The organism is Streptomyces sp. NPDC043861 (assembly GCF_056435905.1).
The window spans coordinates 532,867-558,388 of sequence record NZ_JBWKDP010000002.1; the positions used below are offsets into that span (position 1 = coordinate 532,867).

Consider the following 25,522-nt stretch of genomic DNA (forward strand, 5'->3'; position numbering starts at 1 on the left):
CACATTGTGTGAGCATCTTGTCCGTATAGCGGTCGGCCGTGCTCCCTGAGCGGGACGGGGCCCACACTGTGGATTCCCCTTACCCGCTGATGAACAGGGCACGTCCATGTCTCGCACTTCGGCGCCCGCGCCGGCGCCCGTCACCGACGGCAATGTCGGCTCGGCGGCGCTCGCGCACAGCCTCAAGCAGCGCCACCTGTCGATGATCGCCCTCGGCGGTGTGATCGGCGCCGGTCTCTTCGTCGGCTCCGGCGCCGGAATCGCCGCCGCCGGCCCGTCGATCGTCATCGCCTATGCGGTATCCGGCGTGCTGGTCATGCTGGTGATGCGCATGCTGGGAGAGATGTCGGCGGCCAACCCGGCCTCCGGGTCCTTCTCGGTGCACGCCGAGCGGGCCATCGGACCCTGGGCCGGCTTCACGGCCGGCTGGTCGTTCTGGGTGCTGCTGTCCGTCGCCGTCGGCCTGGAGGGCATCGGCGCGGCGAAGATCGTCAGCGGCTGGCTGCCCGGCACACCGGAGTGGGCCTGGGTCGCGCTGTTCATGCTGGTGTTCTGCGGAACCAACCTGGCCGCTGTGAAGAACTTCGGCGAGTTCGAGTTCTGGTTCGCGGCACTCAAGGTCGGCGCCATCACCCTCTTCCTGGTCCTCGGCGGCCTCGCGATCCTCGGCGTCCTGCCCGGCACGGACGCCCCCGGGACCGCCAACCTCACCGGGGACGGCGGCTTCCTGCCGAACGGCTCCGAGGGCCTCGTCATCGGTCTGCTCGCGTCCGTGTTCGCCTATGGCGGCCTGGAGACGGTCACCATCGCGGCCGCGGAGTCCGAGCACCCCGTCCAGGGCGTGGCGAAGGCCGTGCGTACGGCGATGTGGCGTATCGCGCTCTTCTACATCGGCTCGATGGCGGTCATCGTGACGCTGGTGCCCTGGGACGACCCGGACGTCGCCAACCCGGACAAGGGCCCGTACGTCACCGCGCTGAACCACCTGGACATCCCGGGCGCGGGCACCGTGATGCAGGTCGTGGTGCTGGTCGCGCTGCTCTCGGCAATGAACGCCAACATCTACGGCGCCTCCCGCATGGCGTACTCGCTGGTCGCCCGCGGCCAGGGCCCGAAGGCGGTCGGCAGGGTCTCCGGCGGTGTGCCGCGGATCGCCGTACTCGTGTCCTCGGTCTTCGGTTTCCTGTGCGTGCTGCTCAGCTACTGGCGCCCCGACGACGTCTTCCCGTGGCTGCTGAACATGATCGGCGCGGTGATCCTCGTCGTCTGGCTCTTCATCGCCGTCTCCCAGCTGCTGCTGCGGCGGCGCACCGAGCGCGAGGCCCCGGAGAAGCTCGTGGTGCGGATGTGGCTGTACCCGGTGCTCACCTGGGTCGCCATCGCGGGCATGCTCGGCATCTTCGTCCTGATGCTCCGTCAGCCCGACACCCGTGATCAGCTGCTCGCGACCGGTGCGATGACCCTGGTGCTGGCCGTCTGCGGCTTCGTCCTGCAGCGGCGCCGGCCGGCCCCGGACACCGCGGAGCGGCCGGACGGCGCGACCGGCGCGGAGCGGACTGCCGACGCGGGTACCGGGACGGCCGCCGGCGACCGCTGACCCTTCCCGCGCGGGCGCTCCCGTGCAGCAGGCCGGACCCCCGGGCCACCACGGCCCGGGGGTCCTCCGCGTTCTGGGCCGAGGGCTGATCTTGATGGCATCCTCTTGCTGCTAGCCTGCATTTGCGAATACCTTGCAATAAGCAGTCGGAGGGCTCGGACATGGCCATTTACACGCTTCCTGAACTCCCGTACGACTACGCGGCGCTCGAGCCGGTGATCAACCCGCAGATCATCGAGCTGCACCACGACAAGCACCACGCCGCCTACGTCAAGGGGGCCAACGACACGCTGGAGCAGTTGGCGGAGGCGCGCGACAAGGATCAGTGGGGAGCGATCAACGGCCTGGAGAAGAACCTCGCGTTCCATCTCTCCGGGCACATCCTGCACAGCATCTACTGGCACAACATGTCCGGTGACGGCGGCGGCGAGCCGCTGGAGAAGGACGGTGTCGGCGAGCTCGCGGACGCGATCGCCGAGTCCTTCGGCTCTTTCGAGAAGTTCAGGACGCAGCTGTCCAAGGCCTCAGCGACCACCCAGGGTTCGGGCTGGGGCGTGCTCGCACACGAGCCGGTCAGCGGACGGCTCATCGTCGAGCAGGTCTACGACCACCAGGGCAATGTCGGCCAGGGATCCGTCCCGATCCTGGTCTTCGACGCCTGGGAGCACGCCTTCTACCTCCAGTACAAGAACCAGAAGGTGGACTTCATCGAGGCCATGTGGAAGGTCGTCAACTGGCAGGACGTGGCGAAGCGCTACTCCGAGGCCAAGGAGCGGACCCCGCTCATCGCTCCGTGACCGGAGCCCCCGAGTCGCCCTGCTCGTGATCGTCTTCTCAACGTTCACCGGCGGGCGGAGAGAAGAAGGGCCCCCGCGAGGACGTGACTCGCGGGGGCCCTTCCGTATGCGTCCTCCACGCCTTTCGAGCGCATCCAGCCCGCCGGGTGCTCATGGGCCGGAGATCCTCCGAGGCTTCGGGCGCCTCACAGATTGGAGAAGTCCGGACCCTTCGTACGGGTCCGCTTGATCTCGTAGAAGCCCGGTACCGACGCCACCAGCAGCGTCCCGTCCCACAGCCTGGCCGCCTCCTCGCCCTGGGGAGCAGGGGTGACGACCGGACCGAAGAAGGCGATCTGCTCGCCGTTGTCGCCGGGCACCGCGATGACCGGCGTGCCGACGTCCTCACCGACCTTGGAGATGCCTTCCTTGTGCGAGGCGCGCAGCTCGATGTCGTACGCGTCCGACTCGGCGTAGTCCGCAAGCTCCGCGGGAAGCCCCACCGCCTCCAGGGCCTCCAGGATCACCTCGGGGGTGGCACCGCGACCCTCGTTGTGGATGCGCGTGCCAAGCGCGGTGTAGAGCGGGCCGACGACGTCGTCGCCGTGCTTCTGCTGGGCGGCGATGACGACTCGGACCGGACCCCAGGCGTCCTTGAGGGCCTCGCGGTACGTGGCGGGCAGTTCGTCCAGCCTGCCCTCATTGAGCACGGCCAGACTCATGACGTGCCAGCGGACGTCCACCGGGCGGACCTTCTCCACCTCGAGCATCCAGCGGGACGTCATCCAGGCCCACGGGCACAGCGGGTCGAACCAGAAGTCGGCAGGGGTCCTGCTCTCGGACATGTCTCTCCTCGGGTGGGATGCGCATTCAGGGGGCCAACACCTCCGACGGCCGAGGGCATTCCCCGGACGCCTGCGGCCGGCCGCGCGTGCGAGGATCGGTGGCGTTCGAACGAGACACGAAGGAGTGGCCGTGCCCGGAGAGAATCTGACCCGCGACGAGGCCCACGAGCGGGCCGCGCTGCTGTCCGTCGACGGGTACGAGGTCTTCCTCGATCTGCGGTCCGCGACCGGGGAGGCCGGGCCGGAGCCACGGACGTTCCGCTCGGTGACGACGATCCGCTTCCGTGCGGCCGAACCGGGTGCCGCAACCTTCGCCGACCTGGTCGCCCCGTCCGTGACCTCCGTCATGCTGAACGGGGAGGAGCTGGACCCCGCCACCGCGTTCGACGGCTCCCGGATCGCGCTGCCCGCTCTCCGCGCCGAGAACGTCCTGGTGGTCGACGCGCAGTGCGCATACAGCAGGACCGGTGAGGGCCTGCACCGCTTCGTCGACCCGGAGGACGGCGAGGTCTACCTCTACACGCAGTACGAGCCGGCCGACGCCCGCCGCGTCTTCGCGAATTTCGAGCAGCCGGATCTGAAGGCTCCCTTCCGTTTCGAGGTTGCCGCGCCGGAGGAGTGGACGGTCTGGAGCAACGGGACGGAGGAGTCGCGGGACGGCGACATCCGGCGCTTCGCCGAGACCAAGCCCATCTCGACGTACATCACGGCGGTCGTGGCCGGTCCGTACCACTACGAGACCGACCTCTACACACGCACATTCGACGCGGGCACCACTCGGGCCGACGGCTCTGCGGAGGCGCGGGCCCTGGAGATCCCGCTCGGCGCGATGTGCCGCAAGGGACTGGCCAAGCACTTCGACGCGGACGACATCTTCAGGGTCACCAAGCAGGGCCTGGACTTCTTCCACGACAACTTCGACTACCCGTACCCCTTCGGGAAGTACGACCAGGCCTTCGTGCCGGAGTACAACATCGGGGCGATGGAGAACCCGGGGTGTGTGACGTTCCGGGAGGAGTACGTGTTCCGGGGGAAGGTGACCCAGGCCTCGTACGAGCGGCGGGCGAACGTCATCCTGCACGAGATGGCGCACATGTGGTTCGGCGACCTCGTCACCATGAAATGGTGGGACGACCTGTGGCTCAAGGAGTCCTTCGCGGACTTCATGGGGTCCTTCTCGATGGTGGAGGCGACCCGCTTCCACAACGGCTGGGTGACCTTCGCCAACAGCCGCAAGTCCTGGGCGTACCGTGCGGACCAGCTGCCTTCCACACATCCGGTCACGGCCGACATCCATGACCTCGAGGACGCGAAGCTCAACTTCGACGGCATCACGTATGCCAAGGGCGCGTCCGTGCTGAAGCAGCTGGTCGCCTATGCGGGACGCGACGCGTTCCTGGAAGGTGCGCGGCGCTACTTCAAACGGCACGCCTACGGCAACACCCGGCTCGGCGACCTGCTGTCGGTTCTGGAGGAGACGTCCGGGCGGGACATGACGGCCTGGTCGCAGTCGTGGCTGGAGACCGCGGGCGTCAACTCGCTCACACCGGTGGTCACCTACGACGCGGGCGGCCGGATCACCGAGCTGGCGGTGCTCCAGGACGGGGACAGGCTGCGGCCGCACCGGGTGGCCGTGGGTCTCTACCGGCACGAGGGTCCGGACCTGGTCCGGTACGCCCGTGCCGAGGTGGACGTGACCGGGGCGCGCACGGCCGTCGAGGAGCTGGCGGGGGCGGAGAGGCCCGCACTGGTGCTGGTGAACGACGACGACCTGACGTACTGCAAGATCCGGTTCGACGAGGGCTCGCTGGAGACGCTGCGCTCGCACCTCGGTTCCATGACGGACCCGCTCGCCCGGGCACTGTGCTGGTCGGCGCTGTGGAATCTGACCCGGGACGCGCTGATGCCCGCACGGGACTTCGTGGCGCTGGCCACGGACTTCGCGGGACGGGAGTCGGACATCGGTGTGCTGCAGATGGTGCACGCCTGGGCACGTACGGCGCTCGTGCACTACGCGGCGCCCGAGTGGCGCGAGGAGGGCGGGCGGCTGCTGGCCGAGTGCGCGCTGCGGGAGCTCCGGCTCGCGGAGCCGGGGAGCCAGCACCAGCTGACGTGGGCGCGGTTCTTCGCGACGGCCGCCGTGACGGACGCCGATCTGCAGTTGCTGCAGGGACTGCTGGACGGCACGGCGAAGATCGACGGTCTGGACGTCGACCAGGAGCTGCGCTGGGCCTTCCTGGAGCCGCTCGCATCGCACGGGGTGGCCGACGAGACGTCGATCGACGCGGAACTCGCCCGCGACGACACGGCGTCGGGCAAGCGCCACCAGGTCCGGTGCCTGGCGGCGCGGCCGTCGGCGGCGGTCAAGGACCCGGCGTGGGCACAGGTGGTGGAGTCGGACGCGCTCTCCAACGCCCTGGTGACGGCGACGATTTCGGGCTTCGTACAGTCGTCGCAGCGGGAACTGATCGCCCCGTACGCGGAGAAGTACTTCGAGGCGATCGAACGTGTATGGGCCGACCGCTCGATCCAGATCGGCATGGACGTGGTGCAGGGCCTCTTCCCGGACCTGCAGGACGACCCGGCCACGCTGGAAGCGACGGACAACTGGCTGTCCACCCATCCGTCGGCCCCTCCGGCCCTGCGGCGCCTGGTCCTCGAGGCACGAGACGATCTCTCCCGCGCCTTGCTCGCCCAGTCCCGCGACGCGGCACGGGCCTGACAGGGGGCAAGGCCCGGTCCCCCTTCGGCGATGGGTGCGGGCGGCGCGGCGCGTCGCCCGCACCCACCCGGCCGCGGTTCCGCACAGCACCATCGCGGCCCCCGGCCCCCTGTTTCCGGCCCCGCCCTGCACCGGCAACAACTGGGCGAGTGGGGCGGGCGACCGCGCCCGGACGGCGCCTCGCGCCGCACCGGAGGCGCGGTGCCTGTTGCGTCGGCGACGAGGCTCCACCGGGTTCGAACTTCCGGTCTGGGCCCAGGACTTGACCCATACGGACGTCGGGCTTCTTTGCGGCGTTCGGGTGGTGTGCCTGATCGGCAGTCGAACGCCCGTACTTTAGGGCGGTGTTGTCCGGAATTGTCGACGAGCGTGTAACAACGGTTAGCGGGCTGCCGTGGCGAGGGAATTGGCGATGCATGAACCCCAACACCCCTCTCTCGCCCCGCCCCTTGAGCCACCTCTCGGATGTGCAGAACCGCGTTCTCACCGCCGCACAGCTGCGCGAGCACGGTGTGCCCGCCGCACGGGCCGCCGAACAGTGCAGGCCCGGGGGGCCATGGCAGCAGATGCTGCCCGGTGTCTATGTGCTGCATCCCGGGCCGCCCACCAGCGAGGAGCGGCTGCACGCGGTGCTGCTGTACGCCGGGCGGTCCGAGGGGCGCGCCGATGTCATGATCACCGGGCTCGCCGCGCTCGCGCTGTACCGGTTCGCGTCCGCGCCTCCACTGTCGTCGCTCGACCGGATCGACGTGCTCGTACCGCGCACCAGGCGGCTTCGGTCGGCCGGCTGCGCCCGGCTGATCCGAACCCAGACGCCCCCGAGGCCGCAGGAGTTGACGGGGCTGCCCATCGCTCCGGTCGCCCGCGCCCTCGCGGATGCCGTCGCGCGACTGTCCGACGCGGCCGCCGTGCGCCGGCTGCTCACCGAGGCGGTACGCAGCGGCCACTGCGAACCGGCCGCCGTCGTGAGGGAGTTGAACCGGGCCAGACTGCTGTCCCGGCCCCATCTGGTGGATGCCGTGGACTCACTGCTCGCAGAGGGGCGGGCGCTCGCCGAGGAACGGCTCTACGAGCTGGTGCATCTGTACGGACTGCCCGACCCGCTCTGGAACGTGGATCTGCGGCTGCCGGGTGGTCCCTGTCTCGGCGGAGTCGACGCGTACTGGCCCGAACAGGCCGTCGCCCTCGAACTCGACACCCGCGCGCCTCGTCCGGGCCGCTCCGGCGACGACGGGGCGGGGCCGGACGAGGAGTGGGCGGAGTACGACCACAGGCGTGAGCATCTGGAACGGCTGGGGATCACGGTCGTGCGCATCTCGCCGAAGGGCCTGCGGGACGCCCCGGCCCAGCAGGCGACGGTGATCCGTACGGCGTTGATGGCCTCACCGCACCGGGAGCCCGCCGCGTATGTCGTGGTCCTCCCCCGGTGACAGGCCTGCCCGGTCCTGTCGGGGCGATCTTCTCGGGCCCGCGACGACAGCTGCGGCGCTCCACCCGCTACCGCCGGGAGGTGCCCCCACGCTGCGTTGTCGGAGTCGCGCGAGTGCGCCCAGCACCCGGGCGATCTCCCCCGGCCTCCCGCCGGGCCCGACCGCCTGGTGCTGTGTCCGGATGGGTTCACCGGCTCGCGACGCCCTGCACGGCGCTCCCCCTGGCTGCCGCTGGGAGGCATCCCCACGCTGCGTTGTCGAATCACCCGAGTGCATCCAGTACGAGGGTGATCTCCCCCAGCCTCCGGCCGGTGGGGGTACCCCCGGCGGAGCCAGGGGGAGCACCCCCACCGCCTTGCGATGCCTCCCCTCGGCCCTGACGGGCCCGGGGCCCATGCGTCCGACGCCGCGGGCCGATCCTCAAAGACGCCGGGCGCCGGCTGCCGCGGCTGCCGGCGCGACGAAAGCCGTGGTGGCGGCGACCGAAGCCGCCACCACTGCGGCGACGGCCGTCCGGAGCATGCAATCAGGACGTACGGTCAGGCGAGGTCTCCTGTCGGACGGTACGCAAGGACTCGACCGGCAGAACTCCGCCGGGCCGCGACCCGTGCCCAACGCACAGGGGATTGAGCGGATCTCAGTCTTTCGTGGAGCGATGTCCGTCCACGCGGCCCGAGGCGGGCCGTTCTCGCCACAGTTGGAGACCGATGTCGACGAGCGCGACGCGTTCGAGATCCGGAACCGCGTCCAGTGCGTGCCACGCGGCGAGATCGGTGGAACCGTTCTCCTCGGGGCGCAGCTCACCGCCGGTGATGCCGGCCTCGTAGACGATGCGCAGGCTCTGGAAGTCCGATTCGCCGCCGAGTCTGCGTCCACGTCGCACCCGCATGGAGTCGATGCCGAGCAGGGCGGTCACCTCGGCCGAGCAGCCCGTCTCCTCCGCGACCTCGCGGACGACCGTCTCGAGCGGGTCCTCCCCGTGATCCATGCCGCCGCCGGGCAGGGTCCATCGCTTCGTGCCGTCGCGGGCCACCCAGCGGGCGAGCAGTATCCGCCCGTCCTGAACGCAGACGGCGTAGGCCGCCACCCTCAACTCCTGACTCATACGGTGAGATTACGGGACAGCCCTGAGGGGACATCCCAGCCGCCGGCATGTGGTCGTCGCCGTCACCGGAGCCGGGCGTCACAGCCAATAGGCCGGATACGGACGGCCCGTCGCCCGGGCCCCCAGCACTCCCACCACCACGAGCAGCACACAGGCCGTCGCCAGCAGGGCGAGGAACGGGAGTACGGGCGGAGACTGCAGTGCCACGATGACCGCGGTCGCCGCGGCGGGCGAGTGCGGTGCGCGGGCCGCCATCATCACCCCGAGCGCCAGGCCTCCGGCGACGGCCGCGCTCCAGATTCCGGGCCCGGCCGCCGCCAGGACGACGAAGCCGGTGAGCGCGGAGAGCAGCTGACCGCCGATGACGCTGCGCGGCTGGGCGAGCGGAAGGTCGGGGGCGCCCGCGACCAGCGCCATGCTGGCGGCGAGCGGAGGGATGAGCATGGGCCGGTCGACGAGGAGCCCGGCGGCGGCGACGGCGACCAGTGCGAGAACGCTGACAGCGGTGGCTGCGACGACGGTACGGGGCCGGGGACGGGGCAGGGCCGCGCTGGGCACGGATCAGGCTCCTTGCTGCAGTGGTGGGTTGGCGGGCGAGTATGCGGGGTCGCTCCAGCGCAGTGGGCTTGCGGCCGGCGTTTCCACGGCCTCCTCGACGTGGAACCGGACGACCCGGGTCCCGCCGCGGTCGTCGAACTCCGTGCGGGCCGTCCCCGTGAGCTGGAGTGTGGTGCCGGTGGACCAGTCGAGGAAGAGCAGCCCGGCGCCCGGATCGGTCTCCAGATTGCCGAGTGTCAGGAACATCGAGTTCCCCTGGTAGTCCGGCCAGCTGAGCGTGGCCGGTGAGTCGATGCGTACGAAACCGGGGTTGCCGCCGCGGTGACTCGCCTCGGCACCCAGGCCGTCGGCCCGTGACCGGGTGGCGATGAAGAAGGTGTCGGCGGCGCGGATGAACTCCTCCTGGTCGGGGGTGAGTCGTCCGCCGCGCCGCGCGGCGCCGACGTGCGGGGTCGCCGCACGGGACTCGCGCAGCTCTCGTTTCTGCAGATACTTCGGGCAGTTGGAGAAGACCCGCTGGGCCTCGACGACCAGTCCGCGGGTGCTCGGACAGGCGATGCCGTTCAGTCGCATACGGCGTCGGGTGCGCGGGTCGAGGGCGATGGTCCCGACGGGTGTGCCGTCGGCGGTGAGGGCACCGGCGAGCGGATCGCCCTGGGGGATGCCCCCTGCGACCGAGACGGAGTGCGGCCCCGTGACCCGTACGAACCCGGCTGGGCCCGTGAGCAGGCTGCTCCACATCCGGCCGCCCCGGTCCGCCGCGCCGAGCACCAGCATGGGCTGGAGCTCCAGGAACGCGGCGGCGACCGGCCGGATGCCCGGTCCGATGGAGCGGCCGACGTGCTCGGCGAGGTCACGCACTCCGAGGCGGGCCTGGACGGCGAGGGAGCCAGGGCGGTACGGATCCACGGAAACCAGTCCCCCTAGAAGAAGCCGCAGGTCGGGGCATGGGAGGGGGCGGTCGCCCCATCGACGCCCGAGGGGGCGGAGATCTCGAGGCGGATGCCGTCCGGGTCATGGAAGAAGATCCCGCCGGAGCCGCCGGCCGGGCCGTGGGCGACCACACCGTCGTGGGCGAAGGCGACGCCGCGGGAGGCCAGCGCGGCCTCGGCGGCACGGACCCGGCCGACGTCCGCGACCTCGAAGGCCAGATGGTGCAGTCCGGCCCGGCCGGGCTCGTACGCCTCGTCGGCCTGCTGCCAGAGCGTGAGGGTGACGATGCCGTCCTGGCCCAGGAACGCGTACCGCCTGCCCTCCTCCTTGCCTTCGCCGATCACCTCGAAGCCGAGGACGTCGCCGTAGAAGGCGAGTGAGCGCTCGAGATCGCCGACGTTCAGGCCGACATGGCCGGTGCGCAGTGCGCTGATGGCGGTCGTGGTCATGGCATGACACCTCTCGGTCGACTGGGTGACCTAACCTTCTAAGTCGATTTTAAGGGTTAGCCCGACTGCGGTCAACCGGTCACGTACCCTTGAGGGGTTAGCCGAGACCGGGGAGAGTCGCCATGACCGCGTCCACCGCCACCGACCCGCGCCCGCTCATCGGCGAACCCGTCCCACTGGATCTCCTCAACACCCGCTGGATCCAGGACGGCGAGGAGCAGGATCTGCTCGACTCGGTGGACGGCCTGCGCATCTGGCTGACGGGCAGCGGCCTGAACGCCCGCTTCACGGCCGACGGCCCCACCCTGGAGAAGACCCTGGCGGCACGCGACGCACTGGCCGCCGCCGTCGACAACCCCCGGGACCCAGCCGCGGCCGCGAAAGCCGACGCGATCCTCGGCCACGGCCGGATCCGCGCCACCCTCACCGCCGAAGGCCCGGGCGAGCGGGCCGAGTTCGCCGATCCGGCCTGGGGTCCCGGCTGGACCGCCGTCCGCGACTATCTGGAGCTGCTGCGCACCGCGCCGGACCGCATCCGCACCTGCGCGCACGACGCATGCATCCTGCATTTCTTCGACACCTCCCGGAACGGCACTCGTCGCTGGTGCTCCATGGCGCTGTGCGGCAACCGCGCAAAGGCGTCACGGCATTACGCCAAGACCCGCGAGTCCTGAGCGCCACAAGCACCCGGATACTCCGGAATTCCCGCCTCCGCCGCCCGCCGGAGCGAGGCCCGCAGCCAACCGGACGACACCTCTCCGCATGCGGGCCGGTACGGAGCGCCTCTCTACGCGCGTCAAAACGGGGACCATATCCGGCTATTTCCGCCGAGGGACCTCTACCGCCAGTGGCGGATATCCGCCATGACAGCATCCCGCCTCCGGCAACTCTCCACAAACCCCTGTCACTTGCGAAAAAGTGAGCGGTCATCCGGTACCGAATTCCGGACTCTCTCTTTCACATACAGGGATGTAGATGACCCCCGAATCCCAGAGCTCCATATCCGGGCCGAGACGTGCAGCCCGAGTGGCAGCCGCGGCCGGACTCGTGGCCGCGCTGGTCGCCACCGGAGCCGTGCCCGCCTTCGCGGCGGCCCAGGACGATCCCGTCGGCTCCGCACCCGTCAAGTCGGCAGGCTCCGACAAGCTGGGCGCGGCCGACGCCGACCTCCTGGAGGCGGCCGAGGCCAAGGGCGAGAAGACCGTCACCGTGATGGTCGCCACCGCACCCGGCCAGACCGAGCAGGTGGCCGACCAGCTCGACGCCGTCCCGGGCGCCTCGGTCGGCAAGACCATCGACAAGCTCGGCTATGTGCGGGCGACACTCCCGACCGGCAAGGCGGACGCCGCCATCAAGGCGGCCACCAAGCTCTCCAGCGTCCACGGCATCGACCTCAAGCACGAGATCGAGCTGGACGACCCCACCCCTGCCGCCGACCGCCCGGGGGGAATCGCCACCTCGCCGGACTCCGGCGCACACGGCAAGGGCCTGAGCGCGGGCAACTACCCGGCGCCGGACAAGGGCACGCCCGCCAAGAACCCGTACAACCCGTCGTTCGAGACGGGCGCGGTGGAGTTCGTCCAGGACCACCCGAAGTACGACGGCCGCGGCGTGACCATCGGCATCATGGACTCGGGCGTCGACGTCGGTCACCCGGCCCTGCAGAAGACCACCACCGGTGAGCGCAAGATCACCGACTGGGTGACGGCCACGGACCCGATCACGGACACCGACGGCACCTGGCGCGCCCAGATCACGCCCGTCGACGGACCGGTCTTCGCATCGTCGGGCAGCACCTGGAAGGCGCCGGCCGGCTCGTACCAGTTCAGCCGGTTCACCGAGTCGATCACGGCCAACGGTGACATGAAGGGCGACGTCAACCGCGACGGCGACACCAGCGACCGCTTCGGTCTGCTCTACGACCCGGCCGCCGGCACCGTCCGCGTCGACACCGACCAGGACAACGACTTCACCAACAACGAGCCGATGAAGCCGTACAAGGACGGCTACCAGATCGGCTACTTCGGCACGGACAACCCGGCGACCGACGTCGCCGAGCGGATCCCGTTCGTGATCGAGATCCGCAAGAACGTCCCGATGGACCCGCTGGGCGGTGACTGGGTCGGCAAGAAGGCCGACTTCGTCAACGTCGGCATCATCGAGTCCGAGCACGGCACCCACGTCGCCGGCATCACCGCGGCCAATGGGCTGTTCGGCGGCAAGATGAACGGTGCCGCGCCCGGGGCCAAGCTCGTCTCCTCGCGCGCCTGCTCCTGGAGCGGCGGCTGCACCAACGTGGCGCTCACCGAGGGCATGGCCGACCTGGTCATCACCCGCGGTGTGGACATCGTCAACATGTCCATCGGCGGTCTGCCGGCGCTGAACGACGGCAACAACGCCCGCGCCGAGCTCTACTCGCGCCTCATCGACGACTACGGCGTCCAGCTGGTCATCTCGGCCGGCAACGAGGGCCCGGGCATCAACACCATCGGTGACCCCGGTCTGGCGGACAAGGTCATCTCCGTCGGCGCGGCGGTCTCCAAGGAGACCTGGGCCGCCAACTACGGCTCGGTGGTGGAGAAGAAGTACGCCATGTTCCCGTTCTCCTCGCGCGGCCCGCGTGAGGACGGCGGCTTCACCCCGACGATCACCGCCCCCGGCGCCTCCATCAACACCATCCAGACCTGGCTGCCCGGTGCGCCGGTGAAGGAGGCCGGCTACCAGCTCCCGGCCGGCTACGGCATGCTCCAGGGCACCTCGATGTCCTCGCCGCAGGCCGCGGGCGCGAGCGCGCTGCTGCTCTCCGCCGCCAAGCAGAAGAAGATCGACCTCAACCCGGCCGATCTGCGCACCGCGCTCACCAGCACGGCGAAGAAGATCAAGGATGTCGCCGCGCACGAGCAGGGCTCCGGTCTGATCGACATCCCCGGTGCCTGGAACGCCGTCAAGGCAGGTGCCACCGCGCACGAGTACAGCGTGAAGGCCCCGGTCGACACCGCGATCGACCAGTTCCTGAAGACCCCGGGCTTCGGCACCGGTCTGTACGACCGCGAGGGCGGTCTGAAGACCGGCAAGAAGAAGTCGTACACCGTCACCATCACCCGGACCACCGGTCCGGACCGTCCGCTCAAGCACGAGCTGGACTGGAAGTACAACGACGGCACCTTCGACCTGCCGGGCTCCGGCTCCGTGATGCTCCCGCTGGACGAGCCCGTCACCGTGAAGGTCGACGCCAAGGCCCGCACCAAGGGCGTGCACAGCGCCATCCTGGAACTGGACGATGTCCGCACCGAGGGTGTGGACCGGCAGGTGCTGACCACCGTGGTCGCCGCCGACGAGCTGGCCAAGCCGGCCTACTCGCTCTCGGCGTCCGGTTCGGTGCAGCGCAACAGCCACAAGTCCTACTTCGTGAACGTCCCCGAGGGCGCCAAGTCCCTCGAGGTCGCGCTCGGCGGGCTGAAGGACAAGAGCCAGACCCGCTTCATCTCGATCCACCCGTACGGTGTGGGCGTCGAGGACAGCGCCACGGTCAACTGCTACCCGAACTACGACAACCCGGCCAACACCTGCCGCCCCGACCTGCGGTCGTACCCCGACCCGCAGCCCGGTGTCTGGGAGATCGAGGTCGAGTCCCGTCGTACGTCCCCGCTGCTGGACAACCCGTACAAGCTGGACGTCACCGTCCTCGGTGCGGCGTTCGACCCGGCCGTGAAGACGATCCCCGACGCCAAGGTCGGCACCCCGGCCAAGGTCGACTGGAAGGTCTCCAACGGCTTCGCCGCCATCGACGGCAAGCTGAAGGGTGGCTCCCTCGGTTCCGCCAAGGTGACCCGCCCGTCCATCAAGGAGGGCGAGACGCTCGAGACCACGGTCACCGTCGGTGAGGGTGTGGAGCGTCTCGACGTCGCCATCGGCGGTGTCTCGGACGCCGGTGCCGACCTCGACCTGGAGGTCTGGAACGGCGCGACCCGCGTCGGCCAGTCCGCGGACGGCGACTCGGAGGAGGCCGTGAGCCTCGTCAAGCCCGCCGCCGGTACCTACACCGTCAAGGTGGTCGGCTACGCGGTTCCGGCCGGCAGCACCGAGTACAACTACCGGGACGTCTACTTCGCACCCTCCCTCGGCACCGTCAAGGTCGACGAGGCCCAGGCCGTGAAGCTGGCCAACGGTGCGTCGGCGCAGGTCGGCGCGGAGGTCCTGGTGGGCAGCGCAGCGCCCGAGGGCCGGCAGTTCTTCGGCGAGGTGCAGCTGCTGAACGCGCGCGGAACCGCCGCGGGCACCGGCAGCGTCGTGATCGAGAAGGTCACTCCGTAACGGTGTGACCGACTGCACTCGGGGGCGGGCGTCCGTGGGACGCCCGCCCTTCGTGTGTGAGCAGGAGCATGTGTCCCGCCCCTCGGACAATGGATTGGACAAGGCGGGCAGGGACATACGCATCATGGAAGGCACCCAGGCCACGCGGTCTGCACAAACGTACGGAGGAGTCCCGTGAAGGTCGGAATCGTCGGAGCCACCGGGCAGGTCGGCACCGTCATGCGCAAGATCCTCGCCGAGCGGAAGTTCCCCGTCGACGAACTGCGGCTGTTCGCATCGGCGCGCTCCGCGGGCTCCACGATCGAGTGGCAGGGCCGGGACGTCACCGTCGAGGACGCCGCCACCGCCGACTACACCGGCCTGGACATCGTGCTCTTCTCGGCCGGTGGCGCCACCTCCAGGGCACTCGCGGAGAAGGTCGCGTCCCAGGGTGCCGTGGTGATCGACAACTCCTCCGCCTGGCGCCGTGACCCCGAGGTCCCCCTCGTGGTCTCCGAGGTCAACCCGCACGCGGTCAAGGACCGCCCGAAGGGCATCATCGCCAACCCGAACTGCACGACGATGGCCGCCATGCCGGTGCTGAAGCCGCTGCACCAGGAGGCGGGCCTCGTCGCCATGATCGCCACGACCTACCAGGCCGTGTCGGGCTCGGGCGTCGCGGGCGTCGCCGAGCTGCGCACCCAGGCATGCGCGGTCGCCGAGAACGCCGACCGGCTGGCGTACGACGGCGAGGCCGTCGACTTCCCCGAGCCCGGCGTCTACAAGCGCCCGATCGCCTACAACGTCCTGCCGCTCGCCGGCAGCATCGTGGACGACGGCTCCTTCGAGACCGACGAGGAGCAGAAGCTCCGCAACGAGTCCCGCAAGATCCTGGAGATCCCGGAGCTGAAGGTCTCCGGCACCTGCGTCCGCGTCCCCGTCTTCTCCGGCCACTCGCTCCAGGTCAACGCCCGCTTCGAACGTCCGATCGGCGTGGAGCGCGCCTATGAGCTGCTGAAGGATGCGGAGGGTGTCGAGCTCTCCGAGATCCCGACCCCGCTGCAGGCTGCGGGCAAGGACGCGTCGTACGTCGGCCGGATCCGTGTGGACGAGACCGTGGACCACGGCCTTGCCCTCTTCCTCTCCAACGACAACCTCCGCAAGGGTGCCGCGCTGAACGCGGTGCAGATCGCGGAGCTGGTCGCGGAGGAGCTCACGGCCTGACGCACACGGCCGGTCAAGGCGCGGGGCGGGATCCGTACGGTCGGTACGGATCCCGTCCCGCAGCCATGAGCGGCGCCGGCGGCTCCGCCCGATGCCGTACCGGTCACGCTCGGGTGCGAACGCATTACTCGATTCTTTCGGCGCCGGTCTCCGTGGAAGGATGACCGGAAACGACACATACCGAGGAGATGACCGGGTGCCTGGCACAAACCTGACCCGTGAAGAGGCGCAAGCGCGGGCGCGCCTGCTCACCGTTGACTCGTACGAGATCGACCTCGATCTCACCGGGGCGCAGGAGGGCGGCACCTACCGGTCCGTGACCACCGTGCGCTTCGAATCCGCGGAGGACGGCGCGGAGACCTTCATCGACCTGGTCGCGCCCGCCGTCCACGAGGTCGTGCTGAACGACAGGTCGCTGGACGTGGCCGCGGTCTTCCGGGACTCGAGGATCGCGCTGAAGCATCTGCACGCGGGCCCGAACGAGCTCCGGGTCGTCGCGGACTGCGCGTACACCAACACGGGTGAGGGTCTGCACCGGTTCGTCGACCCGGTCGACAACCAGGCCTACCTCTACACGCAGTTCGAGGTACCGGATGCCCGCAGGGTGTTCGCCTCCTTCGAGCAGCCCGACCTCAAGGCCACCTTCCGGTTCACCGTGAAGGCGCCCGAGGGCTGGAGCGTGATCTCCAATTCGCCGACCCCGGAGCCCAAGGACAACGTCTGGGCCTTCGAGCCCACGCCGCGGATCTCCTCGTACATCACGGCCCTGATCGTCGGCCCGTACCACGCCGTGCACAGCTCCTACGAGAAGGACGGGCAGAGCGTTCCGCTCGGCATCTACTGCCGTCCGTCGCTCGCCGAGTTCCTGGACGCGGACGCCATCTTCGAGGTCACCCGGCAGGGCTTCGACTGGTTCCAGGAGAAGTTCGACTACGCCTACCCCTTCGCCAAGTACGACCAGCTCTTCGTACCGGAGTTCAACGCGGGCGCGATGGAGAACGCGGGCGCGGTGACCATTCGCGACCAGTACGTGTTCCGGTCGAAGGTGACGGACGCCGCGTACGAGGTGCGGGCGGAGACGATCCTGCACGAGCTGGCGCACATGTGGTTCGGCGATCTGGTCACCATGGAGTGGTGGAACGACCTCTGGCTGAACGAGTCGTTCGCCACGTACACCTCGATCGCCTGCCAGGCGTATGCGCCCGGCTCCAGGTGGCCGCACTCATGGACGACGTTCGCGAATTCCATGAAGACCTGGGCGTACCGTCAGGACCAGCTGCCGTCCACGCACCCGATCATGGCCGAGATCCGTGACCTGGACGACGTCCTGGTGAACTTCGACGGCATCACGTACGCCAAGGGTGCCTCGGTGCTGAAGCAGCTGGTCGCGTATGTCGGGATGGACGAGTTCTTCCGCGGCGTGCAGGCGTACTTCAAACAGCACGCGTTCGGGAACACCCGGCTGAGCGATCTGCTCGGCGCGCTCGAGGAGACCAGCGGCCGTGATCTGAAGACGTGGTCGAAGGCCTGGCTGGAAACGGCCGGCATCAACATCCTGCGGCCGGTGATCGACACCGACGCGGCCGGCACGATCACCTCCTTCGCGGTCAAGCAGGAGGCACCCGCGCTGCCGGCCGGCGCGAAGGGCGAGCCGGTGCTGCGGCCGCACCGGATCGCGGTCGGCTTCTACGACCTGGACGAGGCCGGGAAGCTGGTGCGCACCGAGCGCGCCGAACTCGATGTCGACGGTGAGCTCACCGCCGTGCCCGCGCTGGTCGGCAAGCGACGCCCGGCGGTCGTGCTGCTCAACGACGACGACCTGTCGTACGCGAAGGTCCGTCTGGACGACGAGTCGCTGAAGGCGGTCACCGAGCACCTGGGCGACTTCACCGAATCGCTGCCGCGCGCGCTGTGCTGGGCCTCGGCCTGGGACATGACCCGTGACGGCGAACTCGCCACCCGCGACTACCTCTCGCTGGTGCTGTCGGGCATCGCGAAGGAGTCGGACATCGGCGTCGTCCAGTCGCTGCACCGCCAGGTGAAGCTGGCCATCGACCTCTACGCGGCGCCGGAATGGCGCGAGGCGGGGCTGACGCAGTGGACGGACGCGACGCTGGCGCATCTGCGCGCGGCGGAGCCGGGCAGCGACCACCAGCTCGCGTGGGCGCGGGCCTTCGCGGCGACCGCCCGCACACCGCAGCAGCTGGATCTGCTGGAGGCGCTGCTGGAGGGCCGCGAGACGATCGAGGGACTGGTCGTGGACACGGAGCTGCGCTGGACCTTCGTGGAGCGGCTGGCGGCAACCGGGGTCTTCGACGAGGAGGACATCGCGGCCGAGCTCGAGCGCGACAAGACGGCCGCCGGTGAGCGTCACGCGGCGACCGCGCGGGCGGCCCGTCCGACGCCGGAGGCCAAGGCGGAGGCCTGGGCCTCGGTCGTCGAGTCGGACAAGCTGCCGAACGCCCTGCAGGAGGCGGTCATCGGCGGCTTCGTCCAGACCGACCAGCGCGAGCTGACCGCCCCCTACACGGAGAAGTACTTCGCGGCGGTCAAGGACGTCTGGGAATCCCGCTCCCATGAGATCGCCCAGCAGATCGCCATCGGTCTCTATCCGTCGCTGCAGGTGTCGCAGGCGACCCTCGACGCAACGGACGCATGGCTGGATTCGGCCGGTCCGAACGCAGCGCTGCGACGGCTGGTCTCGGAGTCGCGCTCGGGTGTCGAACGGGCTCTGAAGGCTCAGGCGGCGGACGCGGCAGCGGCCTGACCTGGCAGGGGCTCAGTCCCCGCGGCTCATGAGACGGGGCGCTCCGGAACCATGTGGTCCGGAGCGCCCTTTCCTTTGCCCGAAAGGGGCCGTCCGGACAGTGTCCGAAGTGTGACCCGGCGTCAACAACCCTGCTCCTGAACGACTATGCTCCCTCACCGTCGTCCTATGATCGTTTCCATTCTGATGCTTTGAGGGTGCTGATGGTCCGTGAGGAATCGTCGCCCGGAAGTGGAAGCCCGCGCACTGCGGCCTCTTTCGGATGGCTGCTGCCCGCTGCTCTGACGGCCGTCGCCACCGCTGCAGCGGTGGTCCTGGTCTCCGCTCCGGCCCGTGTCCCCGTCGCGGTCATCGGCGCCGTCGCCGCCCTGGCGGTCGCGGCCATCGGCGCCGAGGCCGCCCGCCGTGGCAGGCTGATCGACACACTGCGCCGTACCGTCGCCGCACGCGACGTCGTCCTGGCCCACCAGGCGGCCGAGACCGCTCACCTCGCCGGGGCCCTGCTCCCCGAGGTCGTGGACCGGCTGCGCAAGGGCGAATTCCCGGAGGACGTACTCGCCTCACTCACGGCTCCCGAAGCGCACCAGGCCGTCGTCCGCACGGTCGTCGACGCCGTCGTCGCCGAGGAAGACCTGCGTGAATCCGCGCAGCGCGCCTTCGTGAACATCGCGCGTCGTGTCCAGGCCATCGTGCACCAGCAGGCCCAGGAACTGCGTGAGATGGAGGACCGTCACGGCAAGGCCCCGGACGTCTTCGGCGATCTGCTCCGCCTCGACCACGGCACCGCGCTGATCGGCCGGCTCGCCGACTCCATCGCCGTGCTGGGCGGCGCGCGGCCGGGCCGCCAGTGGAGCCGGGCCGTGCCGCTGTACAGCGTGATGCGCGGAGCCATGTCGCGGATCATCGACTACCAGCGGGTCGAGCTGCACTCCGTCACGGATGTCGCCGTCGTCGGACCCGCCGTCGAACCGCTGATCCACGCGCTCGCCGAGATCCTCGACAACGCCACGCGGTACTCGCCGCCGCAGACCAAGGTCCATCTGACCGCCGTCGACGTCCAGTCGGGCATCGCCGTCGAGATCGAGGACGGCGGAGTCAGCATGAGCGAGGAGGCCCGCAAGCGGGCCGAGCGCATGCTCCGCCAGGCGCAGCAGGGCATCGACCTCAACGACCTGGGCGAGACCCCGCGCCTCGGCCTCGCCGTGGTGGGCCGACTGGCGCAGGCGTACGGCTTCCAGGTCTCGCTGCGCTCGTCCGCGTACGGCGGTGTCCGCGCGGTCGTCGTCGTCCCCCAGGAGCTGATCACCACGACCGCCCACGCGACCGGTCTCGCGCACGGCATCGGCGCCTCGTCCGTGCCGCGTGCCACCCTCCCGGCCGTCGCGGCCGCCTCGGTGCCCGCGCCCGCACCGATCGCACCGGTCGCACCGGCGTCGTTTGCCGCTGCCGCTCCCGGCCCGCGCCCGGCCACCGGTCCGGTTGCCGATGACATCGCACCCCTCGTGATCGAGCGGACTGCCAACGGCCTGCCGCAGCGACGCCGCAAGACACCCGCCCCGGCGCCCACCGCACCCGCCACGCCGCCGCCGTCCGCGCCCACCGCGGCTCCCGACCAGGAGCCCACACCTCAGGTGCAGCCCGGCATGTGGCTGGCCGCGTTCCAGAGCGGCCTCTCCGGGGAGACCACCGAAGCCAGCAAGGGGAACACACAGCCATGATTCAGCAGCAGGCCAACATGGACTGGATGCTCAAGGACCTCGCGGAAAGCGTGCCGCAGACCAGGCATGTGGTCGTGCTCTCCGCCGACGGTCTGCGCATGGCCCAGTACGGCACGGACACCGACACGGCCGACCGGCTCGCCGCCGCCTGCGCCGGACTCCAGTCCCTGGCCAGCGCGGTGGCCTCCGAACTCCCCTACAGCGACGGCCGGATGCGGCTCGTGGTGATCGAGATGGACGGCGGTTTCTTCTATCTGATGGCGGCGGGCGCGGGCGCCTTCCTCGCGGTGCTGGCCGACGAGGGGGTGGACGCCGGACTGATGGGACAGCGGATGCGCGATCTCGTCCTTCGGATCGGCGAGCATCTGAGCAGCCCGCCCCGGGTCGAGGACGCCCCGCATGCGGAAGGCCGGGCCAGGTGAGCCACCCGGGCGGCGGGGACTGGGAGGACGCAAGTCCCGAGCGGCTCTACGTCATCACGGGTGGCCGCAGCACCTCGACCGCCCCCGTCGAGCTCGACCTGGTCACGCTGATCGTGGCCAGGTCCCGGCCGAAGGCCGGTATGCAGCCCGAGCACGCGGCGATCATCCAGCTGTGCCAGGCACCGCTGTCCGTGGCCGAGATCTCGGCCTACACGGGGCTGCCGGTCAGTGTCGTCACCGTACTGCTCGGCGATCTGCTCGCGGAGCACAAGGTGATCTCCCGCGCGCCCGTCCCACCCGCCCAACTCCCCGACCGCGCTTTGATTGAGGCAGTGATCGATGGACTTCAAAGGCTCTGAGCAGCCGGCGCGGACCGCCGGCCCGCGGAGCGAGGACGTGCTGCCGGCGACCGCGGCCGCCGCAGTCAAAGTGGTGGTCGTGGGCGGCTTCGGTGTCGGCAAGACGACCCTGGTCGGCTCGGTCAGCGAGATCCGGCCCCTGACCACCGAAGAGACCATGACCCAGGCCGGTGTCGGGATCGACGACACGGCAGGCATCGGCAGCAAGACGTCGACGACCGTCGCCATGGATTTCGGCCGGATCAGCATCAACGACGAGCTGGTGCTCTATCTGTTCGGCACTCCCGGGCAGGAACGCTTCTGGTTCCTGTGGCGCGGGCTCTTCGAGGGCGCGCTGGGCGCGGTGGTCCTGGTCGACACCCGGCGTCTCGAAGTCAGCTTCGACGTCATCGGCCGGCTGGAGGAACGGGGTGTGCCGTTCGTCGTCGCCGTCAACTCCTTCCCGGAGGCGCCCGGTCACCCGGTCGAGGAGCTGCGCAGCGCGCTGGACCTGCCGGAGTCGGTGCCGATCGTTCTCTGCGACGCCCGGCAGCGCGCGTCCAGCAAGAACGTCCTGATGACACTCATGCGCTATCTGCAGGCCCTCGCCACGACGCAGGAGGCGTCATGACCACCCCCCAGGAATTCCCCGCGGTCCCCGCTCCGGCCCGGACCCCGGAAGCCCCGCCCGCCGGTGCCGAGCCGCCGCCCGGGTGCCCGGCCCACGCCCTCGGCCTCGAGGGGGTGCGCCGTCTCTACGGCCCGGAGGCCGACAACGACCCAATGGGCCTCTACGAGAAACTGCGGGCCGAGCACGGCTCCGTCGCCCCCGTCCTCGTCCACGGCGACCTGCCGGCGTGGCTGGTGCTCGGCCACCGGGAGAACCTGGACGTGGCGCGTACGCCGTCGCGGTTCTCGCGTGACCCGAGGCGCTGGCGTGCCATGCAGGAGGGCAAGGTGCCGCCGGAGCATCCGCTGACCCCGGTCGCTGCCTGGCAGCCGGTGTGCAATTTCGCCGACGGCGCCGAGCACGAGCGGCTGCGCGGCGCGGTGACCGACTCCCTGGAGCGGTTCGACCGGCGCGGGGTGCGGCGCTATGTGACCCGGTTCGCGAACCAGCTGATCGACTCGTTCGCGGAAGCAGGGCAGGCGGATCTGGTGACGGACTTCGCGGAGCCGCTGCCGATGCTGGTGATGACGCAGCTGGTCGGTATGCCCGACTCCTACGGCCCGCGGCTGGTCGAGGCCGCCCGTGACATGATCCGAGGCACCGAGACAGCGGTCGCCAGCAACGAGTACGTGACGGTGGCGCTGCGCCAGTTGCTGGAGCGCAAGCGGGCCGCGCCGGGCACGGACTTCACCTCCTGGTTGCTGGAGCACTCGTCGACCCTGTCGGACGAAGAGATCATCGAGCATGTACGGCTGGTGCTGATCGCCGCCTTCGAGACCACGGCCAATCTGATCGCGAACACGTTGCGGCTGCTCTTCACCGACCGCCGGTTCCGCGGTCGGCTGTCGGGTGGCCATATGACCCTGCCCGACGCGTTGGAGCAGGTGCTGTGGGACGAACCGCCGCTCACCACGATCCTGGGGCGCTGGGCGATCGGCGACACCAACCTGGGCGGCCGGCAGATCAAGGCCGGTGACATGCTGCTGCTCGGTCTCGCGGCCGCCAACGTCGACCCGGAGATCCGCCCCGATCTGTCGCAGCCGGTGCACGGCAACCGCTCGCATCTGGCTTTCAGCGGCGGACCGCACGAGTGCCCCGGCCAGGACATCGGCCGGGCGATCGCGGACTCGGGCATCGACACGCTGATGGCCCGGTTGCCGGACCTGGAACTGGCGGTTCCCGAGGGCTCGCTGCGCTGGGACTCGTCCCTGATGTCTCGGCACCTGGCTGCTCTTCCGGTGACCTTCACCCCGCGCGGCAGCTCGGCAACGGCGTCCCTGTCGGTGGCCCAACCGAAGGCGGTGCCGCTGCCGGAGGCAACCCTGCCTCCCGCCCCCGAGGCCCCTACGGTGCGGTCCGAGCGTCGGTCTTGGTGGTCCCGGCTGCTCGGCGGTCGTTGAGCAGCCGGACGCGTCATCCGAGGCGCTTCAGCTGCTCCCACCACCAGGCGACCGCCGGGATGGGCAGTGGGTCGGTGCTCGGGTCGCTGGGGGTGTCGCTGTACGAAATGTCATAGGACGCCCCCTCCACCGGAAGGTCGTTGCGGTTGCGCGGACTCGTGAATCGGGGTGCGCGGTTCTGCCACACGAGGCATCCGCTGATGTAGTGGCCCAGCGAAGCGAGATAGCGGGCCAGTGGCTCGTCAGCCTCCTTCAGGAGCCGCTCCCTCAGCCGCACGAAGAGGGTCATGGCCCGGTCGCGCAATGCGACCGCAGGTGCGAGCGCCTCCTGTGGGGTACAGCCGTGATGCCGGGCAACGACGTTGAGCAGGTTCTGCTCCCAGGGGTCCTGATGATCCTCCTTGTTGTATGAGAACAGGTCGTTGTCGCAGGAGACGATGAAGCCGGCGGCATCGGTGAGAGCCTGCACCGGCGCCGAGTACAACACGTCCGCCGGCACCGCGATGCCATTGGCCGCATCGCACCACGCGAGCGTGAAGCGGGTCCCGTTCATCGACATCCGCATTGCACAGAAGTCGTTGAGGTCGGGCATCACGTTCCGCTCGGCGTTGGACGTCTGCCAGCCGGCGCCGAACAGCCAGTCCCGGGTGCCTTCGGTGAACCGGTGCAGCTGGAAGGGCGTGAGCATCGCCCGGGTCCGGCCGACGAGATCGTCCAGCGCCGCGGTGATCGGGCCCGGTGGGAACAGCGTGGAGCCCGGCACCTCCATCGAGCGGACCAGCCGGGCGCTGTGATCAGCGATGGCCGCGGCGCTCGTGGCGGTCTCTCCCGAGTCCTGCCAGTCGTCGATGGCATGCGCCCAGTAGTTCCACTCCATGAACAACAGCATGGGCTCGGCCTCGCCGTGCGGGATGATCCGCGAGGTGAACTCGGCGCTGTGTGTGGCGAGGCCCCAGGCACGATCGGTGGCGTCCGGATAGATCTCGAACCTGTCGGTCCACTCGACCGCTCGGGCTTCGAGTCGAGTGAGGTCCTTGTGGATCAGGAACTCATTGAACGGACAGTAGAACGACGGCAGTTCCCAGCCGATGCGGGACGGAGCACTGTCTTCGCGGTAGACGGGTGGCACGGTCAGTTGCCCCCCAGGCGGAACATCAGCAGCCGTGTCTCCATGGCGTGGTCGCGCCAGATGCGGAACAGTTTGCCGTGGGTGATGGCCGACTCGGTGAGCCGTTCGCGGGACCAGGCGCCGTTGCGGTAGTCCCCGGTCCGCTCGGCGTGCTCCAGTTCCGCGGTGTTCCACGCCATGGACTGCACCCAGAACTCGGCGACGCGGTCGGTGACGTCCTCGTCCTGCTCCAGCTCGAATCCGGCGGCCTCGGCGGCCGCGATGTAGTCGGTCAGGGTGCCGAGCCGTGTCTTGTAGTACCCGTCGATGAACTCGGTCCACTCGGGGCGGCAGATGAAGTGCTCCTGGATGCCGAACCAGCCGCCGGGCCGCAGCGACTTCGCCACGACCTGGAAGAGCCGCTCGCGGTCCATGTAGCCGGAGCTCTCGTTGGCGTACGCCGCGTCGTACCGCCGGTCCGGCACGTAGTCGTGGACGTCGGCGAGCAGCGGGGTGACACGGTCGGCGACACCGGCCTGGCGGGCGAAGTCGTTGATGACCGGTATGTGGTCTGCGGCGACCGTGAGTCCGGTGACCCGGGAGCCGTACTCCTGGGCCCAGTAGAGAGCGCCGCCGCCCACGCCGCAGCCTATGTCGAGGAGGTCCGCGGGTGGGGTGGCGAAGGCTCCCCAGGTGCGGGCGGCGTGGTCGACGATCGCCTCCTGGGAGGCGACGATGCGCCGCTTGAGAACGCGCTGGGAAACGGTGGTGTTGGGTGTGGCGCCGGAGGCGAAGAGCCCCATGTGGAAGTGGACCCGGGGTCCCGGGCCGTACTTGTAGAGGATGTCCGCCGTCTTCCTGCTGTAGTACAACGGCACCTGAGTCTCGTCGAAGGCGACGAGGCTGTTCTCCATGTGGTTCTCCAGTCTGCGTCCTGGTGGGGGTGACAGGGCGGATCAACTGTGCCCGAAAATGATCGCCCTAGTAACCCCGAACTCACCATGCGTCACACCGTCAAACTTCCTCATTACGGGGTGAGTTCGGTTCAATGCGACCCCGTGATGATGGACACTGACGCAGCCGCGGCACCCCTGGGGCGGGCACACACGGTGCCCACGCCGGGCCGGCGCTCTCCTCCGCTTTCCGGCGCACCGCCGGAGAGCGTGT

20 protein-coding genes are annotated in these 25,522 nt (G+C 69.8%); 13 read left to right on the forward strand and 7 right to left on the reverse strand.

Annotation, left to right across the window (positions count from 1 at the left end; genetic code table 11):
* Nucleotides 1-106 precede the first annotated feature (106 nt).
* Entirely contained in the window at nt 107-1,597 is a 1,491-nt protein-coding gene (locus AC068D_RS06920) for an amino acid permease (protein ID WP_478821892.1), read from the forward strand.
* A gap of 161 nt (nt 1,598-1,758) precedes the next feature.
* Nucleotides 1,759-2,394, forward strand: coding sequence for a superoxide dismutase (locus tag AC068D_RS06925; protein WP_478821893.1), 636 nt, complete (start codon nt 1,759-1,761; stop codon nt 2,392-2,394).
* A gap of 185 nt (nt 2,395-2,579) precedes the next feature.
* On the opposite strand, the gene AC068D_RS06930 is transcribed toward AC068D_RS06925, so the two are convergent.
* A complete protein-coding gene (locus tag AC068D_RS06930) occupies nt 2,580-3,218 on the reverse strand; it encodes a mycothiol-dependent nitroreductase Rv2466c family protein (RefSeq protein WP_478821894.1) in 639 nt (212 codons plus the stop codon).
* 130 nt (nt 3,219-3,348) lie between these two features.
* Here AC068D_RS06930 and pepN (AC068D_RS06935) point away from each other — a divergent pair, with 130 nt between their 5' ends.
* The gene (gene pepN / locus AC068D_RS06935; protein WP_478821895.1) at nt 3,349-5,940 is read left to right on the forward strand and encodes an aminopeptidase N; all 2,592 of its coding nucleotides are present in this window, start codon (nt 3,349-3,351) and stop codon (nt 5,938-5,940) included.
* 416 nt (nt 5,941-6,356) lie between these two features.
* Nucleotides 6,357-7,370 (forward strand): hypothetical protein, encoded by a 1,014-nt coding sequence (locus AC068D_RS06940; protein ID WP_478821896.1) that lies wholly within the window; start codon nt 6,357-6,359, stop codon nt 7,368-7,370.
* 637 nt (nt 7,371-8,007) lie between these two features.
* Here AC068D_RS06940 and AC068D_RS06945 read toward each other — a convergent pair.
* The 4 genes from AC068D_RS06945 to AC068D_RS06960 form a co-directional block, all read right to left on the reverse strand.
* Nucleotides 8,008-8,475 carry an NUDIX hydrolase gene (locus tag AC068D_RS06945; RefSeq protein ID WP_478821897.1) on the reverse strand — a complete coding sequence of 156 codons (468 nt, stop codon included), beginning with the start codon at nt 8,473-8,475 and terminating at the stop codon, nt 8,008-8,010.
* 78 nt (nt 8,476-8,553) lie between these two features.
* The gene (locus AC068D_RS06950; RefSeq protein WP_478821898.1) at nt 8,554-9,033 is read right to left on the reverse strand and encodes an HPP family protein; all 480 of its coding nucleotides are present in this window, start codon (nt 9,031-9,033) and stop codon (nt 8,554-8,556) included.
* A gap of 3 nt (nt 9,034-9,036) precedes the next feature.
* Complete coding sequence (locus AC068D_RS06955; RefSeq protein WP_478821899.1) at nt 9,037-9,942, reverse strand: pyridoxamine 5'-phosphate oxidase family protein; 906 nt, start codon at nt 9,940-9,942, stop codon at nt 9,037-9,039.
* Between the two features lie 14 nt (nt 9,943-9,956).
* Nucleotides 9,957-10,415 (reverse strand): VOC family protein, encoded by a 459-nt coding sequence (locus tag AC068D_RS06960; RefSeq protein ID WP_478821900.1) that lies wholly within the window; start codon nt 10,413-10,415, stop codon nt 9,957-9,959.
* Nucleotides 10,416-10,537: 122 nt separating this feature from the next.
* Between AC068D_RS06960 and AC068D_RS06965 the strand changes: the two genes are divergently transcribed.
* The 9 genes from AC068D_RS06965 to AC068D_RS07005 all read left to right on the forward strand — a co-directional run bounded on the left by AC068D_RS06965 (nt 10,538) and on the right by AC068D_RS07005 (nt 23,247).
* Nucleotides 10,538-11,089, forward strand: a complete 552-nt coding sequence (locus tag AC068D_RS06965; RefSeq protein WP_478821901.1) for a CGNR zinc finger domain-containing protein — start codon at nt 10,538-10,540, stop codon at nt 11,087-11,089.
* A 301-nt stretch (nt 11,090-11,390) separates the two neighbouring features.
* Nucleotides 11,391-14,729 carry a S8 family serine peptidase gene (locus AC068D_RS06970; protein WP_478821902.1) on the forward strand — a complete coding sequence of 1,113 codons (3,339 nt, stop codon included), beginning with the start codon at nt 11,391-11,393 and terminating at the stop codon, nt 14,727-14,729.
* 174 nt (nt 14,730-14,903) lie between these two features.
* The gene (locus tag AC068D_RS06975) at nt 14,904-15,932 is read left to right on the forward strand and encodes an aspartate-semialdehyde dehydrogenase (protein WP_478821903.1); all 1,029 of its coding nucleotides are present in this window, start codon (nt 14,904-14,906) and stop codon (nt 15,930-15,932) included.
* Between the two features lie 196 nt (nt 15,933-16,128).
* Nucleotides 16,129-18,699: an aminopeptidase N gene (gene pepN / locus AC068D_RS06980; protein WP_478821904.1), complete on the forward strand. Its 2,571-nt coding sequence runs from the start codon at nt 16,129-16,131 to the stop codon at nt 18,697-18,699.
* A 203-nt stretch (nt 18,700-18,902) separates the two neighbouring features.
* A complete protein-coding gene (locus tag AC068D_RS06985) occupies nt 18,903-20,417 on the forward strand; it encodes a sensor histidine kinase (protein ID WP_478822035.1) in 1,515 nt (504 codons plus the stop codon).
* Nucleotides 20,414-20,839 carry a roadblock/LC7 domain-containing protein gene (locus tag AC068D_RS06990; protein WP_478821905.1) on the forward strand — a complete coding sequence of 142 codons (426 nt, stop codon included), beginning with the start codon at nt 20,414-20,416 and terminating at the stop codon, nt 20,837-20,839. Before AC068D_RS06985 ends, AC068D_RS06990 begins: the two co-directional genes overlap by 4 nt.
* Nucleotides 20,836-21,198 (forward strand): DUF742 domain-containing protein, encoded by a 363-nt coding sequence (locus AC068D_RS06995; RefSeq protein WP_478821906.1) that lies wholly within the window; start codon nt 20,836-20,838, stop codon nt 21,196-21,198. Before AC068D_RS06990 ends, AC068D_RS06995 begins: the two co-directional genes overlap by 4 nt.
* Nucleotides 21,179-21,808 carry a GTP-binding protein gene (locus AC068D_RS07000; RefSeq protein WP_478821907.1) on the forward strand — a complete coding sequence of 210 codons (630 nt, stop codon included), beginning with the start codon at nt 21,179-21,181 and terminating at the stop codon, nt 21,806-21,808. The genes AC068D_RS06995 and AC068D_RS07000 overlap by 20 nt, the downstream gene beginning before the upstream one ends.
* Nucleotides 21,805-23,247 carry a cytochrome P450 gene (locus AC068D_RS07005; protein WP_478821908.1) on the forward strand — a complete coding sequence of 481 codons (1,443 nt, stop codon included), beginning with the start codon at nt 21,805-21,807 and terminating at the stop codon, nt 23,245-23,247. The genes AC068D_RS07000 and AC068D_RS07005 overlap by 4 nt, the downstream gene beginning before the upstream one ends.
* A 13-nt stretch (nt 23,248-23,260) precedes the next feature.
* Here AC068D_RS07005 and AC068D_RS07010 read toward each other — a convergent pair whose 3' ends face one another.
* Nucleotides 23,261-24,376, reverse strand: a complete 1,116-nt coding sequence (locus AC068D_RS07010) for a terpene synthase family protein (RefSeq protein ID WP_478821909.1) — start codon at nt 24,374-24,376, stop codon at nt 23,261-23,263.
* A 2-nt stretch (nt 24,377-24,378) separates the two neighbouring features.
* Nucleotides 24,379-25,269, reverse strand: coding sequence for an SAM-dependent methyltransferase (locus tag AC068D_RS07015; RefSeq protein ID WP_478821910.1), 891 nt, complete (start codon nt 25,267-25,269; stop codon nt 24,379-24,381).
* Nucleotides 25,270-25,522: the final 253 nt, after the last annotated feature.

What these genes read in the sequence shown, in the direction of transcription:
- AC068D_RS06920 (WP_478821892.1), top strand. Translation starts at nt 107, where the DNA reads ATGTCTCGCACTTCGGCGCCCGCGCCGGCGCCCGTCACCGACGGCAAT.
- AC068D_RS06925 (WP_478821893.1), top strand. Translation starts at nt 1,759, where the DNA reads ATGGCCATTTACACGCTTCCTGAACTCCCGTACGACTACGCGGCGCTC.
- AC068D_RS06930 (WP_478821894.1), bottom strand. Translation starts at nt 3,218, where the DNA reads ATGTCCGAGAGCAGGACCCCTGCCGACTTCTGGTTCGACCCGCTGTGC.
- AC068D_RS06940 (WP_478821896.1), top strand. Translation starts at nt 6,357, where the DNA reads ATGAACCCCAACACCCCTCTCTCGCCCCGCCCCTTGAGCCACCTCTCG.
- AC068D_RS06945 (WP_478821897.1), bottom strand. Translation starts at nt 8,475, where the DNA reads ATGAGTCAGGAGTTGAGGGTGGCGGCCTACGCCGTCTGCGTTCAGGAC.
- AC068D_RS06960 (WP_478821900.1), bottom strand. Translation starts at nt 10,415, where the DNA reads ATGACCACGACCGCCATCAGCGCACTGCGCACCGGCCATGTCGGCCTG.
- AC068D_RS06965 (WP_478821901.1), top strand. Translation starts at nt 10,538, where the DNA reads ATGACCGCGTCCACCGCCACCGACCCGCGCCCGCTCATCGGCGAACCC.
- AC068D_RS06970 (WP_478821902.1), top strand. Translation starts at nt 11,391, where the DNA reads ATGACCCCCGAATCCCAGAGCTCCATATCCGGGCCGAGACGTGCAGCC.
- AC068D_RS06985 (WP_478822035.1), top strand. Translation starts at nt 18,903, where the DNA reads ATGGTCCGTGAGGAATCGTCGCCCGGAAGTGGAAGCCCGCGCACTGCG.
- AC068D_RS06990 (WP_478821905.1), top strand. Translation starts at nt 20,414, where the DNA reads ATGATTCAGCAGCAGGCCAACATGGACTGGATGCTCAAGGACCTCGCG.
- AC068D_RS07000 (WP_478821907.1), top strand. Translation starts at nt 21,179, where the DNA reads ATGGACTTCAAAGGCTCTGAGCAGCCGGCGCGGACCGCCGGCCCGCGG.
- AC068D_RS07005 (WP_478821908.1), top strand. Translation starts at nt 21,805, where the DNA reads ATGACCACCCCCCAGGAATTCCCCGCGGTCCCCGCTCCGGCCCGGACC.
- AC068D_RS07015 (WP_478821910.1), bottom strand. Translation starts at nt 25,269, where the DNA reads ATGGAGAACAGCCTCGTCGCCTTCGACGAGACTCAGGTGCCGTTGTAC.